The 16,031-nt window shown below is 69.6% G+C and carries 14 protein-coding genes; 8 read left to right on the top strand and 6 right to left on the bottom strand.

What is annotated here, in order from left to right; translation table 11 throughout:
- The first annotated feature begins 19 nt into the window (after window positions 1-19).
- The 4 genes from P1Y20_RS17060 (at window position 20) to P1Y20_RS17075 (ending at window position 4,082) form a co-directional block, all read left to right on the top strand.
- The gene (locus tag P1Y20_RS17060; protein ID WP_304449914.1) at window positions 20-1,390 is read left to right on the top strand and encodes an FAD-dependent oxidoreductase; all 1,371 of its coding nucleotides are present in this window, start codon (window positions 20-22) and stop codon (window positions 1,388-1,390) included.
- An 87-nt stretch (window positions 1,391-1,477) separates the two neighbouring features.
- Window positions 1,478-1,732: a hypothetical protein gene (locus P1Y20_RS17065; RefSeq protein WP_304449915.1), complete on the top strand. Its 255-nt coding sequence runs from the start codon at window positions 1,478-1,480 to the stop codon at window positions 1,730-1,732.
- Window positions 1,733-1,819: 87 nt separating this feature from the next.
- The gene (locus P1Y20_RS17070; protein ID WP_304449916.1) at window positions 1,820-2,890 is read left to right on the top strand and encodes a YihY/virulence factor BrkB family protein; all 1,071 of its coding nucleotides are present in this window, start codon (window positions 1,820-1,822) and stop codon (window positions 2,888-2,890) included.
- Window positions 2,891-3,095: 205 nt separating this feature from the next.
- Window positions 3,096-4,082: a transcription initiation factor IIB gene (locus P1Y20_RS17075; RefSeq protein WP_304449917.1), complete on the top strand. Its 987-nt coding sequence runs from the start codon at window positions 3,096-3,098 to the stop codon at window positions 4,080-4,082.
- A gap of 15 nt (window positions 4,083-4,097) precedes the next feature.
- Here the strand turns inward: P1Y20_RS17075 and P1Y20_RS17080 are convergent, their stop codons facing one another.
- Together P1Y20_RS17080 and P1Y20_RS17085 are read right to left on the bottom strand one after the other, a co-directional pair.
- A complete protein-coding gene (locus tag P1Y20_RS17080; protein ID WP_304449918.1) occupies window positions 4,098-5,606 on the bottom strand; it encodes a class I adenylate-forming enzyme family protein in 1,509 nt (502 codons plus the stop codon).
- 187 nt (window positions 5,607-5,793) lie between these two features.
- Entirely contained in the window at window positions 5,794-6,570 is a 777-nt protein-coding gene (locus P1Y20_RS17085; RefSeq protein WP_304449919.1) for an IclR family transcriptional regulator, read from the bottom strand.
- Between the two features lie 342 nt (window positions 6,571-6,912).
- Here P1Y20_RS17085 and P1Y20_RS17090 point away from each other — a divergent pair, with 342 nt between their 5' ends.
- A complete protein-coding gene (locus tag P1Y20_RS17090) occupies window positions 6,913-8,034 on the top strand; it encodes a hypothetical protein (RefSeq protein ID WP_304449920.1) in 1,122 nt (373 codons plus the stop codon).
- A complete protein-coding gene (locus P1Y20_RS17095; protein WP_304449921.1) occupies window positions 8,034-9,788 on the top strand; it encodes a GMC family oxidoreductase N-terminal domain-containing protein in 1,755 nt (584 codons plus the stop codon). The genes P1Y20_RS17090 and P1Y20_RS17095 overlap by 1 nt, the downstream gene beginning before the upstream one ends.
- A gap of 64 nt (window positions 9,789-9,852) precedes the next feature.
- Here the strand turns inward: P1Y20_RS17095 and P1Y20_RS17100 are convergent, their stop codons facing one another.
- On the bottom strand, window positions 9,853-10,923 hold the full coding sequence (locus P1Y20_RS17100) for a 2,3-butanediol dehydrogenase (protein WP_304449922.1): 1,071 nt from the start codon (window positions 10,921-10,923) through the stop codon (window positions 9,853-9,855).
- A gap of 120 nt (window positions 10,924-11,043) precedes the next feature.
- Here P1Y20_RS17100 and P1Y20_RS17105 point away from each other — a divergent pair, with 120 nt between their 5' ends.
- Window positions 11,044-11,949 (top strand): cytochrome c biogenesis CcdA family protein, encoded by a 906-nt coding sequence (locus tag P1Y20_RS17105; RefSeq protein ID WP_304449923.1) that lies wholly within the window; start codon window positions 11,044-11,046, stop codon window positions 11,947-11,949.
- Window positions 11,950-11,974: 25 nt separating this feature from the next.
- Here P1Y20_RS17105 and P1Y20_RS17110 read toward each other — a convergent pair whose 3' ends face one another.
- From P1Y20_RS17110 to P1Y20_RS17120, 3 genes are all read right to left on the bottom strand, one after another.
- Complete coding sequence (locus tag P1Y20_RS17110) at window positions 11,975-12,562, bottom strand: NAD(P)/FAD-dependent oxidoreductase (RefSeq protein WP_304449924.1); 588 nt, start codon at window positions 12,560-12,562, stop codon at window positions 11,975-11,977.
- Window positions 12,563-12,641: 79 nt separating this feature from the next.
- Window positions 12,642-13,199, bottom strand: coding sequence for a carboxymuconolactone decarboxylase family protein (locus P1Y20_RS17115; RefSeq protein WP_304449925.1), 558 nt, complete (start codon window positions 13,197-13,199; stop codon window positions 12,642-12,644).
- A gap of 490 nt (window positions 13,200-13,689) precedes the next feature.
- Window positions 13,690-14,160, bottom strand: coding sequence for a DUF6653 family protein (locus P1Y20_RS17120; RefSeq protein WP_304449926.1), 471 nt, complete (start codon window positions 14,158-14,160; stop codon window positions 13,690-13,692).
- A gap of 95 nt (window positions 14,161-14,255) precedes the next feature.
- Here P1Y20_RS17120 and P1Y20_RS17125 point away from each other — a divergent pair.
- Window positions 14,256-16,031 (top strand): archaea-specific SMC-related protein (locus P1Y20_RS17125; protein WP_304449927.1); only part of this gene is annotated, 1,776 nt, incomplete at its 3' end.

A 16,031-nucleotide genomic window follows, 5' to 3' on the forward strand; every position in this document is an offset into this window, starting at 1 on the left:
TACGGCCTCACCACCACACATGTCGAGAGAATACGACCTCATCATCGTCGGCGGGGGTATCAGCGGGGCGTCGCTGCTCTATACGGCGGCGAAGTTCACGGACATCGAGGACGTCGCGCTCGTCGAGAAGGAGTCGGAACTCGCGGCCGTCAACTCCCACCACACGAACAACTCACAGACCCTCCACTTCGGGGACATCGAGACGAACTACTCCCTGGAGAAGGCCGAGGAGGTCAAGGAGGGCGCCGAACTGCTGGCGGGCTACCTCGAGAACGCGGACCCCGACCGGGACCTCCACAGCAAGCGGAGCAAGATGGTGCTCGCGGTCGGCGACAGGGAGGTGGCGGAACTCGAGTCGCGCTACCACGACGAGGGGTTCGGCGACCTCTTCCCGAAGCTCCGGGCCATCGGGCGCGAGGAGATAGCGGACCTCGAACCCGGCGTGGTCGAGGGACGCGACCCGGGGACGGACCTGCTGGCGCTCCAGACGCCCGACGGCTACGTGGTCGACTACGGCGCGACGGCGACGTCGTTCGTCCGGGCGGCACAGGAGGAGGAGGGGGTCGACGTCTACCTCGGGACGGCGGTGACGGGTATCGAGGAGCGCGGTGACGGGTTCACCGTCCGGACCGGCCGGGGGCGCTTCGCGGCGGACGCCACCGTCGTCGCGGCGGGGTCCCACAGCCTCCAGCTGGCGAAGGAGATGGGCTACGGCGAGGACCTCTCGCTGCTTCCCGTCGCGGGGAGCTTCTTCCTCGCGGACGACCTCCTGAACGGGAAGGTGTACACCCTCCAGATGAAGCGACTCCCGTTCGCGGCCGTCCACGGCGACGCGGACGTCCACGACCCCTCCACCACCCGCTTCGGCCCGACGGCGAAGGTCGTCCCGGCGCTCGAACGGGGCCGCCTCTCGACCGTCTCCGACTTCTTCGACGTCTTCGGGCTGAACGCGGAGTCGATGCTCAGCTACGCCAACGTCCTCGCCGACCCCATCCTCCTGCCGTACGTCCTCCGGAACGTCGTCTACGACCTCCCGGTGGTCGGCAAGCGGGCGTTCCTCCCGCACGTCCAGAAGGTCGTCCCGACCGTCGAGGTCGAGGACATCGAACGGGCCACGGGCTACGGCGGCATCCGGCCCCAGATCGTCGACACCGAGGCGAGGGAACTGGACATGGGCGAGGCGACCATCACCGGCGACGGCATCGTCTTCAACATCACGCCGTCGCCGGGCGCGTCCACCTGCCTGAAGAACGCGATGCGGGACGTCGAGACGGTCCTCGACGTCCTCGACGACGACTACGCGTTCGACGAGGCGGGCTTCCGCGCGGCGACCATCGACAACTTCCCCCGACCCGCCGAACGGGACGTGGGCGCGCCCACGAGCGAGTGAGGCCGGGCGGCCCGTCCCGCCGACGTTCGCCCCGAGACACGTCGCTCCGGACGAACATTCATATCGATTACAGTACGACGTGTGAGTATGAGTGCCCCGACGCTTCTCGCGCTCTCGCAACGCGACGAGGCGTTCTGGCTCGGACTCGCGCTGCTCCTCGTCGGCGCAGCGCTGACGAGCGGTGCGCCGACTTCCGGCGAGTGGGACGGCGGAGACCTACTCCTGACGCTGGGATGGCTCGTCCTCTCGACCAGACTCGCCGTCGCCGCGTTCCGTATCGTGCGGACCACGGTACGGGCGGGACTGCTGGGTTACAGGGAGGGCGCGTCCGGCGAACGGTAGTCGCCCGCTCGCCCGGCACCGACCGGACGTGCGTCTGCATGCGGTAGCCGGGCGCAGGTCTTTGCCGCCAGTCGCCCTCCTCTCCCCATGGTCAGCCTTTCGACGGTCACGACGACAGGCAGACAGGTGGCGTCCGAGTTCTCCGAGAAGAACGTCACGTTCATGGCCGCGGGCATCGCGTACAACGCGTTCGTCTCGCTCGCGCCATTGCTGCTGCTCCTGCTGCTGGTCGTGACGGTGCTCGGCGGCGGCCTGGAGGCCCGCATCGTCGACATCGCCCAGGGGTCGCTCCCGGGGCCCATCGCCGATACCGTCACCCAGATTTTCGAGGGTGGGTCGACGGCCGCCGGCGCGTCCGCGGTCGGACTGGTCGTGCTGGTCTGGGGGTCGCTGAAGATATTCCGCGGCCTCGACACCGCGTTCTCGGAGATCTACGAGACCGACGACGACAACTCGTTCGCCGACCAGATGAAAGACGGCGCCGTCGTGCTGGGCGGTCTCATCGCGGCCGGCGTCGCCACCGCGGGGTTGAGTGCCGTGTTCGCGTCGTTCGCCGACGCGGTCCCCTTTCTCGGGGTCCTCGCACCGGTGGTGCTCGTCTTCGGACTGGTGCTCGCGTTCTTCCCGATGTACTACGTCTTCCCCGACACGGCCCTGACGTGGCAACAGGTCGTGCCGGGCGTCGTCGTCGCGGCGGTCGGCTGGGCCGTACTCCAGTCGCTCTTCCAGGTCTACCTCGTGTTCAAGGGCGGTGGGTCGACGAGTTTCTTCAGCGGTGTCATCATTATCATCACGTGGCTGTACTTCTCGGGTCTCGTGCTCCTGCTCGGCGCGGTCATCAACGCGGTCGTCGGCGGGCACGCGACGGGGGTCGCCGGCGGCGTCGGCCGGGGCGCCACGGAGACCGCACCGGCCCGCGAGACGACGCTGGGTCGCGACGACCTCGCGGCGTACCTCGGGACCCTCCGTGGCCGACTGACCGGCCACGACCGATGGGCGGTGTCGACGAACGGGGCCGCGACCGCGACCAGGGTCGCTCCCCTGCGTCCGCCCGAGGCGGTCGACGTCGAGGAGTACTCCGCCGTCGAGGGCGGCGAGGAGGAGTGGACGGTCGTCCTCCGATGGCGGACCCCCGCCCGGGAGAGCGACGAGCGGTAGCGCGGGCCCTCTCGACCGGTACGGGGTTCCTCTCGTGGTCGCACCTCGTGGTCGAACCGTCGGGGCTCCCCCCGCTCCGCTCCGTCTCGATACCTTCGAACGACGGCCCGCACAATCGCTCCCCTTCGGCGGTTCTCATCGCGTGGGAACCGTGGCCGTCGACTTGTCCCCCGCGTCCGAAGCGCGGGCAACGGTGTCACCCAGCATGGAGACGCACATCGAGCGGGTACGGGAGGGAGCGAGTTCCGAGTCGTCGCGTCGTCGGTCGGAGACCACGGGGGAACGCGAGCGCGACCGGGTCGACGAGCGACCCGACGCCTGTCCCGAGTGCGGCGGGCGCGTGACGACCGACGAGCGTCGCGCCGACCGGTCGTGCGCGGACTGCGGACTGGTCCTCGAGACGGAACGCGTCGACCCGGGGCCGGAGTGGCGAACGTTCCCCGAGGTGGACGACGACACGAGGAGTCGCGTCGGCGCCCCGGTCACGGGCCGGTATCACGACCGCGGGCTGTCGACCACCATCGGCTGGAAGGACGCGGACGCCTTCGGGCAGACGCTCTCCGGCCGGCAGCGCGCGAAGATGAACCGCCTGCGCACCTGGGACGAGCGGTTCCGGTCGAAGGACGCGCACGAACGCAACCTGAAGCAGGCGCTCGGGGAGGTCGACCGCATGGCCAGCGCGCTCGGGTTGCCCCGCGCCACCCGGGAGGTGGCCGCGTCGCTCTACCGGACGGCGCTGTCGAACGACCTCCTCCCCGGTCGGTGCATCGAGGGGGTCGCCTCCGCCTGCCTCTACGCCGCGGCGCGTCAGACCGAGAGCCCCCGCGGTCTGGACGAACTGGCGACGGTCAGCCGCGTCGAGCGCCTCCGCATCCAGCGCGCCTACCGGTACGTGGTGCGCGAACTCGACCTCGCCGTCGCCCCCGCCGACCCGCTGACCTACCTCCGGCGCTTTCACTCGGCGCTCGGCTTCGACGACGAGGTGGAACACGTCGCCCGCGACCTCATCGAGGTGGCGACCGACCACAACGTCCACAGCGGGAAGAGCCCCCTCTCGCTCGCGGCCGGGGCGCTCTACGCCGCCGCTCGCCTCACGAACACGGAGACGACGCAGGCCGAGGTGAGCGAGGCGAGCGGCGTCAGCACCGTGACGATACGGGACCGCTACCGGGAGATACTGGCCGTTCAGTGACCCGGTATCGGCGTCTCAGCGCGACCGGAGGTTACCGTACGCCTCCCGGAGGGTGACGCGGTCCACCTTCCCGGTCGCGGTCGTCGGTATCTCCTCGACGAACTCGACGCGCTGTGGGACCTCGTGGTCCTCGAGGCGCTCGTCGCAGACTGCCCGGACCCGCTCGGCGGTGAGGTCGTCGTCGGTCCGCGTGATGACGACCGTGACGACCGCCCCCTTGAGGTCGTCGCGCGTGTCGATGACCGCCGCCCCGCCGACGGCGTCGAGTTCGTAGAGGGCCTCCTCTATCTCCCGGGGGGAGACGTCGGCACAACCGGTCGTGAACATGTCTTCGAGCCGGTCGACGACGAAGAGGTGGCCGTCCTCGTCCAGTCGCCCGACGTCGCCCGAGCGGAGCCACCGTTCGCCGTCGCGTTCGACGAAGGCCGCGGCGTCGTTGCGCCGCCGCTCGTACCCGGGCGTCACCGTGTCGCCGCGCCAGAGGAGTTCCCCGCGCTCCCCCCGCGCGACGGCGTCGCCCGTCTCGGGGTCCTCAATGCGAAGGGCGACGACCTCGCGGGCGGGCGGACCGACGCTGCCCGGCTTCCGAGGGGTGTCCGGACGGTTGAACGCGGCCAGCGGCGTCGTCTCCGTCATCCCGTATCCTTCGAGGACCGGACAACCGAGCGTCGCCTCCGCCTCCTCGAACCGCCCCTTCGGCATCGGCGCGCCGCCGACGCCGACGGTCGACAGCGACGAGAGGTCGTAGCTGGCCGCGCCGCCGTCCTCCACGAGGTCGATGACCATGCTCGGCGTGAAGAAGGCGTACGTGACCCCGTCGGTCTCGACGGTCGAGAACACGCGGTCGGGGTCGAACGCCGGGAGCACGCGGTTCTCCGCGCGCGCGAGGAGGAGCGGCGTCGTGGTGACGTTGAGGCCGGTCACGTGAAAACACTGACACACCGTCAGCCCGACGTCCTCGCGCGTCAATCCGAGGGCGGTGACGATACCCATCGCGTTGGCGACGACGTTGCCGTGGGTGTGGCGGACGCCCTTCGGTCGGCCGGTCGTCCCGCTCGTGTAGAGTATCTCCGCGAGTTCGTCGCTTCGCCGCGGGTGGACGGTCGCCTCGTCGTCGGCCGCCTCCAGCGCGCTCCGGTAGTCGTCCCCCGCGCTCCCGTCGACGGTGAGCGTCGCGTCGACGGCGTCGGCCACCGACGCGAACGCCTCGTCCGTGACGAGCACCGAGACGTCGCTGACGTCGAGGACGTACCGCACCTCCGCGTCGGTGAACTGCGTGTTCACCGGGACGGTGACGGCGCCGCGCTTCAGTGCCCCGAGGTGCGCGGTCAGGAACGCCAGGCGGTTGTCGAGGCAGACGGCGACGCGGTCGCCGGGGTCGACACCGAGGCGTGCGAACGCGTTCGCGGCCGCGTTCGTCCGCCGTGACAGCGCCGCGTACGTCAGGAGCCGTCCGGCGTCACCCGTCGCCGGCTTCCCCGGGACGTCCCTCGCGGCGAGGTCGACGACGTTCGCGAAGTTCATACGACGGAGACCGACGCCGAGCGCAACTGTCTTTCCAACGATTGCTGACATATCATAAAGGACTCACTCTGCGCGTTCGGTTCGCCCGTGTCGCGACGTGGCGCTCGACGCGCTCGCGTCCGGCTACACACGTCCCACATGGTGGGACGCTCGCCGTCAGTTCGGTCCTACCTCACGACGGCTCCCGTCACTCGAGCGCCGCGAACGTGAGGTCCGCCCGCACGCCGTCGGCCGCCTCCCGGACGAGGGTCGGGAGGTCCCCCTCGATGGCCGGGCCCATCTCGGCGCCCGACCCGTAGGCGGCGACCGCACCGTGGACCCGCCCGTCGGTCGCTATCGGGGCGGCGACGCCCGCCATCCCCGGTATCATCTCTCCCCTGTCGACCGCGTAACCTCGCTCGCGGACCGTCGCTCGCGCCTCGTCGAGGGCTGATTCGTCGGTTATCGTTCGGTCGGTGCGCTCGGGTAGCCCGTGCCGGGCGACGATGTCGGCGACGCGGTCGTCCGGCAGGTGCGCGAGGATGGCCTTCCCCGGGGCGTTGGTGTGGAGGTGTTCGTGGGTCGGGTAGACGTGCCGGGCCGACGGCGGGAGGTCCTCGTAGTGCCACCCGGTCGCGAGCAGTATCGTCCCCCGGCCGCTCTCCTCGACGACCAGTTGACAGTACCGGTTCGACCGTTCGGCGAGGCAGCGCACCTCCTCGCGGCCGTAGAGGAACACGTCGTTCCCGTTGCGCGACTCCCGCCCGAGGTGGAGGTACCGGGTGCTGAGTCGGTATCGTCCGTCGCGGCGGACGAGGTAGCCGAGCGCGTCGAGCGTCCGCAGGTGGTTGTGGACGGTGCTCTTCGGCAGGTCGAGCGCGTTCGCCAGTTCGGTGACGCCCGCCCGTTCTCGCTCCCGTATCGCGTCGACCACCGCGTAGGAGCGTTTCACCGATTCGATGGGGACGTCGGGGTCCGTGTCCATGCATCACGTGTGGACGACGCGCACTTAACTCTGTTCGACGATGTGGGACAACGGCCCCGAACGCCGGCCATCTCTCGGGCCGATTTCCCAGATTCTGTCAGTTCGGATACCGAACTCGACGCCCCGGACGAGCGACAGTTGTGAACTTCCTGAAACGCAAATTTCTGCGTCACGAGTCGTTCTGAAGCTATTCTTCGGAATATCACTATTTATCGTATCATTCCTCGAATATAATTTTTCTGCCCGTTACGAAGGTTTATTTTGTCACTACTGTATTGGGTGACGTACGGTTCGCCAACAAGTCGACCGCCGGTTGTTGACGTGGACCAACGAGTGACGACCATGCAAGACTCCAACGACGGCTCCCTGACCCGGAGGCGAATGATGAAAGGTATCGGTGGGCTCGCCGTGCTCTCGATGTCTAACGCGACCGTGGCCGAGGCGCGGGCGGCCACGAACAACCCGCTGTACAGCGACCCGCACACGGCCGACACGTACCGGGCGATCGTCGACGCGATCATCCCCCGGACGCCGGCGCTCGGGGACGAACTCGGTTCGGAGCACGTCCCCGGGGGGCTCGACGTCGAACTGGAGAAGTTCCTCATCTGGGACTTCAACCACTTCCAGGAGATCCGGACGGAACTGGTCACCGAGAAGACGGACCCGTCGGGCCTCGCGATGCCCGTCGACCTGCTCGAGACGACGCTCGACACGGCCGGGGCCGGCTCGCCCCTCGACGCGCTGCTCGACCTCGCGGACCTCGACCTCCTCGACCTCCTCGGGCTGGACCTGAACGCGGACGCCCTCGAGGACCACCTCACGTTCGGCGCCGCCCAGCGCGTCGACGTCTCGCTCGTCGACGCCGAGGCCGACGGCGCGGCGGAGTTCGAGGTCACCGTCGAGACGGAGACGGAGGAGTACCAGCGGGTGCTCCAGAACTACCCCTACGCGCCGGCGTTCACGCTCGTCTTCGACGTCGTCGCGGCCGAGTTCCTCGCCCAGGGGAAGAACCAGGAGCCGGCGGGTCCCAACGAGAAGTTCCCGGCGGGGGGGACGTTCGCCACGCTCGCGCCCGAGGACCGGCTTCGGTGCCTCTGGACCATCGTCGACGACGGCGTCGTCGACCGCCTCGACGACCTGCTGTCGCCGCTGGTGCCCGACGTGGGCATCCTGAAGTACGTCGTGATGGCCGTCAACGGCCTCCACGGCTTCGGCTACTACACGGAGTGGTCCGGCCTCGGTGAGACGAAGACGAACACGCCGACCGAACGGGAGATGCAGAAGCCCCCCGGAGAGGTCCAGAGCAGAACCCAGAGCGGCTACCCGGGACCCGCCCCCGGGCACGCCGCGAACTGGCGCCACGCCGTCGAGGGGGGGTTCGACGACCCGGACGTCGACGACCTCGACCTCCCGGAGGACCTGACGGGCGACGACGTCATCGAGGGTATCGGAGGTGAGCGGTGATGCGGGACCCCGACGTCGTCGTCGTCGGCGCCGGCGCGGACGGTCCGGCCGCCGCGTGGAAACTCGCCGAGGACCACGGCCTCGACGTCCTCGTGCTGGAGGGTGGGCCGTGGCACGGTAACGAGCAGTGGCCCGAACCGCACGCCGACGCGGGCGGGACCATCAGCACCGACCCCGACGACCTCGACGGGAAACTGCTCGACGAGCAGTTCACCCACCGCGAGGCCGACGCGAACGACCCCACCTACGGCTACCTGCGCGTCGGGCCGGCCGACCACTCGCGGGCACCGTGGTTCCGCAACCTCCACCAGAACGCCTTCATCTGGCAGGTCGGCGCCGTCGGCGGCACCTCGCTGCACTACTTCGCCAACCACCCGCGGGGCTACCCCACGGCGTTCAACGACCAGCCCCACTGGCCCATCGACTACGAGGACCTCGTCCCGTACTACCAGCTGAACGAGGAGCTGACGAGCACTCAGCAGGCACCGATGACCGGCAAGGAGGAGGTGTTCATCGAGGGGGCGACGAACGCGGGTTACCCCCTCATCGAGACGTCGAACGTCACCGAGACGGGCTGGCGACCGCAGGCCAACGCCGTCGAGGTGCCCGGTCGGCAGACGTCGACCGGCGACCCGCTGGACGCCGACTACGACGGCTCGTTCAGCTACGACGACGGCTTCCGGGGCGACACGCTCGTCGGCGACCACTTCCAGGGGTCCTCGACGCCCGTCGACGCCCCGGTCCGCGAGAAGGCCCGCAAGTCGAGCAACGTGGGCTACGTCCCCCGGGCGCTCGACACCAACGAGGACCCCTCGAAGGGGAACGTCGCCCTCCGTCCGAACGCCTACGTCACGGACGTCGAGACGGTCGAGGGCTCCGGTCGTCTGGAGGCGACCGGCGTCACCTTCCGCGACAGCTGGTCCGGCCGGACCCAGACCGTCGAGGCGGACGTGGTCGTCCTCGCGGGGGGCTGCATCGAGACGCCGCGGCTCTGGCTCAACGCGGGCCTGCCGGACGACGGCTGGGTCGGGAAGGGGCTGACGACCCACTGGTTCGACTGGATCGTCGGCGTCTACGACGACGAGACCATTACGGAGATCAACCCGGAGGGGGAGCACATGGACCCGTACGTCGGGCAGAACTCCGCCGTCCGGTTCGACAAGCCCGGCGTCGGCGGGATGGAGGACATCGGGATGTCGCCCGGGTTGGTGTCGTACGCCGACTACCTGTTCAGCCAGGCCGGCTACAGCTTCGACACGCCGGTCGACCCGGACGAGCCGTGGGACACCCGCGGCTACGTCGTCGGCGAGGAACTCAAGCGACGGATGTCCGACTACCGCCAGACGAAAGCGCTGCTCGTCCTCACCGACGACCTGCCGCGACAGGACAACGGCGTCTCGCTCGACACCACGTTCGCCGACGAACACGGGGCGGTCCCGAAGGTGCGGTGGGAACCCCACCCGGACGACGACGCGAAGCGCGACGAACTCTCCCGCATCGCGGCCCGCATCCACCGTGCGGCCGGCGCCGAGCACGTCCACCGGTGCGACTGGCCGCCGCTCCTGTTGCACATGCAGTCGTCGATGCGGATGGGCGAGGTCCTCGACGCGAGCGCCGAGGCGAAGAACGTCGACCGACTGTTCGTCGCCGACCACTCCGCGCTGGCCAACGGCGTCGGGGGGCCGAACCCGACGAACAGCGGGCAGGCCCTCGCGCTGCGGACCGCGGACCGCATCGCCGACCGCTACTTCTAGCGGTCTCGTCGCCCGGGACACCCCTCCGCGAACGCGCCGAGGGGTGGCCGCCTCCCGACGGGCGTCAGGGCTTGACGAATATCTTCACCTGGTCGCTCTCCTCGTCCAGCAGCGACTCGAAACCGTCGTCGACGATGTCGTCGAGGCCGATGCGGTCGGTGACGAGCGGGTCGGGGTCGAGGGTACCGTCGGCGAGCATGTCGACGACCATACCGTACTCCTCGCTGGCCCGCGGCCCGCCGAGGTACGCGAGCGTCCCGGTGAGGGTGCGCTCGCCGAGGACGACCGTGTTCGGGTGCATGGTCACGCCCTCCTCCCAGATGCTGACGACCGTCACGGTCCCGCTCGGTCTGGTGCTCTCGAGGGCGGCGTTGAACGTGGGTTCGATGCCGGCGACCTCGAAGGCGGCGTCGACGCCGCCGCCGGTCGCGGCGACGACGTGGTCGACCGCGTCCGTGGCCGCCGGGTCGACGAGGTCGCTCGCGCCGGCGTCCGCCGCGCGCTCGCGCCTCGCGTCCCGGGGTTCGGAGACGAAGATACGCCCGGCCCCGGCCGCCCGCGCGCACTGGACGACCGACAGGCCGATGGGACCGCACCCGAAGACGGCGACGCTGTCGCCGGCGCGGATGCCCGACCGGCGAACCGCGTGGAGGCCGACGCTCAGCGGTTCGACGAGCGCCCCGTGTTCGAGGGGGACGTCCTCCCCCAGCGGGACGGCGTGCTGGGCGTCGACGACGACGCTCTCGGCGAACCCGCCCCCGCCGCCCGAGAGGCCGATGAACCCGATGGCGTCGCAGATGTGGTAGTTCCCCTCGACGCACTGGCGACACTCCCCACAGCAGAGGATGGGGTTGATGGCGACGGGGTCGCCGGCCGCGAGGTCGGTCACCGACTCGCCCACCTCGCTCACCACCCCGCTGAACTCGTGGCCCATCGTGATGGGCGCCGCCTCCCCCGAGACGGGGTGTGGCTCCCCCTCGGGGATGAAGATGGGGCCGGCCGCGTACTCGTGGAGGTCCGACCCGCAGATGCCGCAGGTGTCGACCTCGACGCGCACGTCGGTCGGCCCGACCTCGCCCGCCGCTCGCTCCTCGACGCGGATGTCCCGCCGTCCGTACCAGACAGCTGCTTGCATGGTGCTATCAGTTCGCAAGGGCCGGAATAAACGTTCCGTCGCCCCTCGGTTCGCCTGACCGTCCCCGACCGGCAACCGGAACCCAGTCGTATCCGCAGGACGAACTCGAAGCTGAGACGGATGCAACTCGCTCAACCGCCGGTCCTCGTCGCGGCGTACGCCGCGGGGGTGTTGATGTTCTTCGCGCCGTGTAGCGTCGGCCTCCTCCCGGCGTACTTCTCGTACTACTACGCCAACGAGGGGTCGCCGGGCGAGGCCGAGACGGAGCCGTCGGCGCTCCTGACGCGCCCGAGCGTCCTGACGGGCGTCCTGCTGTTCCTCGCGGGCGCGGTGCCGCTGCTCTACATGGCCGTCGCGGGGCTCCGTATCACCCTGCCGGGCTACCACGTCGTCGTCCCGCTGGCGCGTCAGGGGACGGGCAGCTACCTCCCCTCGGTCGGCCTCGTCGTCGTCGGCCTCGGGGTGACGCTCCTCGGCCTCGGCGGGCGGGACGTCCGCTCGGGGCTCCGCGTCGGCGGGTTCGTCACCGTCGGCGTGGTCGCCGTCTACCTCGTCGTCGGGGGGGCCGTGCTGGCGCTCGGCGAGTGGCTCCAGCCGTACCTGACGGGCCTCGAACTGCTCGCCGGCCCTATCCTGGTCGCGCTCGGGGTCGCCTACTACCGGGGCGTGTCGTTCTCGCGGACCGTGCCGCTCCCCGAGCGTGACGGGGCGACGGTCCCCGCGTTCGTCGGCTTCGGGGTGCTCTACGGCGTCGGGAGCCTCGCCTGTAACCTCCCCGTCTTCCTCGGCGTCGTCCTCTCGTCGTTCTCCACGCGCGGGACGGTGGGCGGCCTCGCCGTCTTCGCCGCCTTCGCCGCCGGTATGGGGACGCTCATGGTCGGCGTGAGCGTCGTCCTCCGCCTCGGCAGGGGGAGCGTCTCGCCGGGGCGGTTCGGCGGGACGGCGCGGCGCGTGGGGAGCGTCGCGTTCGTCGTCCTCGGCTGCTACGTGACGTGGTTTACGGCCGTCTCGTTCGGCCTCGTCTGACCCGTCGAAAAACAGTCACGTTCGGTCAGGCCTCGTCGACCAGCGACCCGAACAGTTCGTCCGCGTCCGCGGGCGTGTCGAAGTCGTGGTAGTGGTCGCCCTTCTCCTTCGTGAGGACGTTGAGCGCGGCGGCGGCGCCGTCGCCCGCGGAGATGACCGCCTGCCACTCCTCCGCGCGGACCATCGCCCCGGTCGCGTAGACGTCCTCGACGGACGTCTCCATCGTCACGTCCACGTCGACGACTCCCTCGTCGGTGAGGTCACAGCCGAGGTCCTCGGCGAGGTCGCGGTTCGCCCCCGTCGCGAGGACGACGTAGTCCGCCGCGTGCTCGCCGTCCTCGGTGGTGACGGTGAAACCGTCGGCCGTCGACTCGACGGCCGTGACGCTCGCACCCTGTTCGCGCTGGACGCCGAAGTCGTCGACCTGCTGGCGCAGCGTCGCCATGAACGCGGAGCCGTCGACCGACCCGATGCCCGGGTAGTTGAACAGGTGCGCCTTGTGCATCCACGTCCCGTCGGTGTCGAACACCGTCGTTTCGAGGCCGTTCTTCGCGGTGAACAGCGCGGCGCTGAGGCCGGCGGGGCCGCCCCCGACGACGAGTACGTCTGTCATGTCTCACCCATCGGTCGCGACCCCCATAAGTCCTGACGACGCGGTCTCCCCGGTGTCTCGCCGGCACTCGACGTACCGGTTACTCCCCGGGGAGCCAGCCGACGAACGGGTCGTCGGTCGGGACGGCGAGCGCGTCGAGGAACCGGGCCGTCAGCAGGTAGTGGCCGGCGAGCAGCGTCAGGCCGACGACCGTCTCGCGGTCCGTGACCGCCTCGGCCGCCTCGAACAGCGGCCCGGTGACGGTGCCCGCCGCGACCGCCCTCGCGTACCGGACGACGGCCTGCTCACGCTCGGTGAACGGCGTGTCGTCGTCACGAGCGAGGCCGCGGAGTTCCTCGCGGGTGACGCCGGCTGCCCGGCCGAGCGCGACGTGCTGGTGCCACTCGTAGCGCGAGCGACACGAGCGCGCGACCGAGAGGATGGCGAGTTCGCGCTCCCGCGCCGAGAGGTCCCCGACGCCCCAGAGGGCGGTCCCGAGACGCATGTACGCCTGCATCGCACGGGGGGCGTGGCCCATCGCCCCGAACAGGTTCAACTCGCCCAGGACGTCCTCGTCCATGAGGTAGCGGTACTCCTCGGGGAGCGCGTCCCTCGTCAGGAGCGGTACGCGCGCGTCGTCGTCGTCGAACGTCGACATACCCCGACCTCGTCGCTCGGGCACAAAACACTCCCCCCTCCGCGACTCGCTCCGACGCCGACACCCGAACCGACACGGGACTCGACGCCTCCGGCCTTCTACTAAGATGTACTAAGTAAGCAATACTGAGTGCCTGTACGGACTCCACCAGTGGCCGCCAACGTCGTCAAAATTGTAGTATCGGAAGTCTCTGTTCTATCGGGTAAAAAACGACGATTACGTCCGATCAGATGGTCTCGTGTCCGAAACGGTACGACTCATTCGAAACGCGCGTCGAGGGGCCGAGTGGCTTCGACTGAGACGTGCGTTCGACTCCCCCTTGGCGTCCGCACTCCCCGGAGGACCCACCGCTACCGCCGACTGAAATACGCGTTCTTCAATTTCTACTGTACTCGCTTTCGCGGCAGTAATTCGAAAAGCGTACACGATAGTTGTCGAGGCCAGTCGGTCGTTCGCGGGGGACGCCCCCGTGATGCCCCTGTCGGTCCCGCTAGTCGCCGTGGAGACGTTCGAACTCGTCGGCGTCCGTCCGCTGGATGATCTCGTCTATCCACAGCATCTTGAGGCCCATCAGGAGGGCCGTCGCGACGACGGTGTGGACGGGGCGGCGACGGAGGGCGGCCCAGCCGACCCACGCGGTCACGGGTACGTTGAGGAGGTTGAGGACGTTCGGCCAGTCGACGCCGACGGTTCCGTTTCCGGCGCGGAGCCACGCCCGCTCCGCGAGGACGCCGCGGGTCATCCACGCGTCCGTGTTCGTCGGCGGCGGGAACGCCGCGGGGTTGACGACCAGCCAGCCCAGCGTCGCGGCCAGCAGTCGCCGGTTTCGGCTGTAGAGGGCGTAGACGAGCAGGGGGGTTGTCGCGGCGCGACTCCACCCGCTCCAGGGGTTCGCGTGGCGCTCCCAGACGGCCTCCGGGAGGACGGTACGGGGCGACGCCGGTCGCGTGTCCGTCGGCATACCGGGGGGTTCGCGCCGGTGGGAACTAACCGTATCGGCGGCGGACGGTGACCGAGAGCCGCATTCTTTTTGCAACGGGGGACCAAGCCGGTGATATGGAAGCTTCCGAAACGACCGCCCGACCGGCCACCGTCCGCGTCGAGAACGTCGGTGGCATCGACGAGACGACGGTCGACATCCCTCCCGGCGTGACCGTCCTCACCGGTCGGAACGCGACGAACCGCACCTCGTTTCTGCAGGCAGTCATGGCCGCTATCGGGAGCGACGCCGTCTCGCTGAAGGGCGACGCCGACGAGGGGCGCGTCGAACTCGACCTGGACGGGGAGACGTACACGCGGCGGCTCACCCGGACCGACGGGTCGGTCACCACGGGCGGCGACCCGTACCTCGACGATTCGACCCTCGCCGACCTGTTCGCCTTCCTGCTGGAGTCGAACGAAGCCCGGCGCGCCGTCGCTCGGGGCGACGACCTCCGCGAACTCATCATGCGGCCGGTCGACACCGACGCCATCCAGGCCGAGATACGCCGCCGCGAACAGGAGCGCGAGCGCCTCGACGACCGTCTCGACGACCTCGAGGACCTGAAGGACCGGCTACCGACCCTTGAGCGGGAGCGTGAACAGCTCGAATCGACCATCGAGGAGAAGCGCGCGGCGCTCGAAGCGAAGGAAGCGGAACTCGAAGCCGAGGACGCCGACGTCGACGAGACGCGAGAGGAGAAACGCGAACTGGAGGCCCGCCTCGACGACCTGCGCGACCGGCGTTCGGAACTGGAGCAGGTCCGTGCGGACATCGACCTCCAGCAGGAGAGCATCGAATCGCTCACGCGCGAGCGCCGCGAACTGGAGGCCGAGCGCGAGGACCTCCCCGACGCCCCGATGGGCGAGTACGAGGACGTCGACGCGGAGCTCTCGCGCCTGCGCGACCGGAAGTCGACGCTCGAGACGGCGGTCAGCGACGTCCAGGACGTCATCCAGTTCAACGAGGCGATGGTCGAGGGGACCGACAGCACCGTCGGCGCAGTGCTGGGCGACGGCGCCACGGACGGGTCGGTCACCGACCGCCTCGTCGCCGACGACGGCGTCGTCTGCTGGACGTGCGGGTCGGAGGTCGACGCCGACCGCATCCAGGAGACGCTCGACCAGCTGCGCGCGGTCCGCCGCGAGAAGCTCGACGCCATCCGCGACCTCGAGGCCGACCTCGAGGAGGCGAAGGCGCGCCAGCGCGAGTACGAGCAACAGCAACGCCGACGCGACGAGGTCGACCGCAAACTGGAGAACGTGACCGCGGAACTGGAGCGCCGTCAGGAGACCGTCGAGGAGTTGCGCGAGGAACGGACGCGGCTCGGGGAGGCCATCGAGGACCTGGAGGCGGCCGTCGAGGACCTGGAGGCGGCGGACCTCGGGGAGGTCCTCGACCTGCACAAGGAGGCCAACCAGTTCGAGTTCGAACTCCGCCGGCTGGAGTCCGATCTGGACGACCTGACCGACCGTATCGCCGACGTCGAAGACCGGCTGGCGGAGGAAAACCAGTTGCGCGCCCAGCGCGAGGAACTCACCGACGACCTCACGGACCTGCGCACGCGCATCGACCGTATCGAGGCAGACGCCGTCGAGGGGTTCAACGACCACATGGACGCGGTCCTCGACATCCTCGACTACGCGAACCTCGACCGCATCTGGATCGAGCGTGTCGAGCGCCGCGTCCGGGAGGGGCGACAGAAGGTCGATCGGACGGTCTTCGAGTTACACGTGGTACGGACGACGGCGTCGGGGACGGCGTACGAGGACACGGTGGACCACCTGAGCGAGTCCGAACGGGAGGTGACGGGGCTGGTGTTCGCGCTGGCGGGATACCTGGTCCACGAGGTC

Source organism: Halomarina ordinaria, from assembly GCF_030553305.1.
In the GTDB taxonomy this organism is placed as follows: Archaea; Halobacteriota; Halobacteria; order Halobacteriales; family Haloarculaceae; genus Halomarina; species Halomarina ordinaria.

Coding starts and splice junctions, on each gene's coding strand:
- P1Y20_RS17085 (WP_304449919.1), bottom strand. CDS start 6,570: ATGGACACGGACCCCGACGTCCCCATCGAATCGGTGAAACGCTCCTAC.
- P1Y20_RS17120 (WP_304449926.1), bottom strand. CDS start 14,160: ATGCCGACGGACACGCGACCGGCGTCGCCCCGTACCGTCCTCCCGGAG.
- P1Y20_RS17065 (WP_304449915.1), top strand. CDS start 1,478: ATGAGTGCCCCGACGCTTCTCGCGCTCTCGCAACGCGACGAGGCGTTC.
- P1Y20_RS17080 (WP_304449918.1), bottom strand. CDS start 5,606: ATGAACTTCGCGAACGTCGTCGACCTCGCCGCGAGGGACGTCCCGGGG.
- P1Y20_RS17105 (WP_304449923.1), top strand. CDS start 11,044: ATGCAACTCGCTCAACCGCCGGTCCTCGTCGCGGCGTACGCCGCGGGG.
- P1Y20_RS17070 (WP_304449916.1), top strand. CDS start 1,820: ATGGTCAGCCTTTCGACGGTCACGACGACAGGCAGACAGGTGGCGTCC.
- P1Y20_RS17075 (WP_304449917.1), top strand. CDS start 3,096: ATGGAGACGCACATCGAGCGGGTACGGGAGGGAGCGAGTTCCGAGTCG.
- P1Y20_RS17110 (WP_304449924.1), bottom strand. CDS start 12,562: ATGACAGACGTACTCGTCGTCGGGGGCGGCCCCGCCGGCCTCAGCGCC.
- P1Y20_RS17100 (WP_304449922.1), bottom strand. CDS start 10,923: ATGCAAGCAGCTGTCTGGTACGGACGGCGGGACATCCGCGTCGAGGAG.
- P1Y20_RS17090 (WP_304449920.1), top strand. CDS start 6,913: ATGCAAGACTCCAACGACGGCTCCCTGACCCGGAGGCGAATGATGAAA.
- P1Y20_RS17095 (WP_304449921.1), top strand. CDS start 8,034: ATGCGGGACCCCGACGTCGTCGTCGTCGGCGCCGGCGCGGACGGTCCG.
- P1Y20_RS17115 (WP_304449925.1), bottom strand. CDS start 13,199: ATGTCGACGTTCGACGACGACGACGCGCGCGTACCGCTCCTGACGAGG.
- P1Y20_RS17060 (WP_304449914.1), top strand. CDS start 20: ATGTCGAGAGAATACGACCTCATCATCGTCGGCGGGGGTATCAGCGGG.